A 574-nucleotide genomic window follows, 5' to 3' on the forward strand; every position below is an offset into this window, starting at 1 on the left:
TTGGACCGCAGGGTCCTGGGAGAGTAGAACGTCGCCAAGCATTATTCCCTGATAGCTCAGTTGGTAGAGCACTCGACTGTTAATCGAGTTGTCACAGGTTCGAGTCCTGTTCGGGGAGCCACGCTTCCATAGCTCAGTAGGTAGAGTGCATCCATGGTAAGGATGAGGTCACCGGTTCGATCCCGGTTGGAAGCTCCATCTCATAATGGCCCGTTGGTCAAGGGGTTAAGACACCTCCCTTTCACGGAGGTAACAGGGGTTCGAATCCCCTACGGGTCATTGTCAAGCTGGAGGCTTAGCTCAGCTGGGAGAGCATCTGCCTTACAAGCAGAGGGTCGGCGGTTCGATCCCGTCAGCCTCCACCAGGCCGCTGTAGCTCAATTGGTAGAGCAACTGACTTGTAATCAGTAGGTTGGGGGTTCAAGTCCTCTCGGCGGCACCAGCATATTACATATTGGGGATTAGCCAAGCGGTAAGGCAACGGACTTTGACTCCGTCATGCCTAGGTTCGAATCCTAGATCCCCAGCCATTTGCATGAGCCATTAGCTCAGTTGGTAGAGCACCTGACTTTTA

General features: G+C 53.5%; 6 tRNA genes. All 6 read left to right on the forward strand.

What is annotated here, in order from left to right:
- Positions 1 to 45 precede the first annotated feature (45 nt).
- A tRNA-Asn gene (locus KXG62_RS33900) sits at positions 46 to 121 on the forward strand.
- Position 122: 1 nt separating this feature from the next.
- Positions 123 to 198 (forward strand) — tRNA-Thr (locus KXG62_RS33905).
- A gap of 9 nt (positions 199 to 207) precedes the next feature.
- Positions 208 to 279 (forward strand) — tRNA-Glu (locus tag KXG62_RS33910).
- Between the two features lie 10 nt (positions 280 to 289).
- Positions 290 to 365 (forward strand) — tRNA-Val (locus tag KXG62_RS33915).
- 1 nt (position 366) lies between these two features.
- Positions 367 to 442, forward strand: a tRNA-Thr gene (locus KXG62_RS33920).
- A gap of 13 nt (positions 443 to 455) precedes the next feature.
- A tRNA-Gln gene (locus KXG62_RS33925) sits at positions 456 to 530 on the forward strand.
- The last annotated feature ends 44 nt before the right edge of the window (positions 531 to 574 follow it).

Source organism: Paenibacillus solanacearum, assembly GCF_910593845.1.
Classification (GTDB): Bacteria; Bacillota; Bacilli; order Paenibacillales; family NBRC-103111; genus Paenibacillus_G; species Paenibacillus_G solanacearum.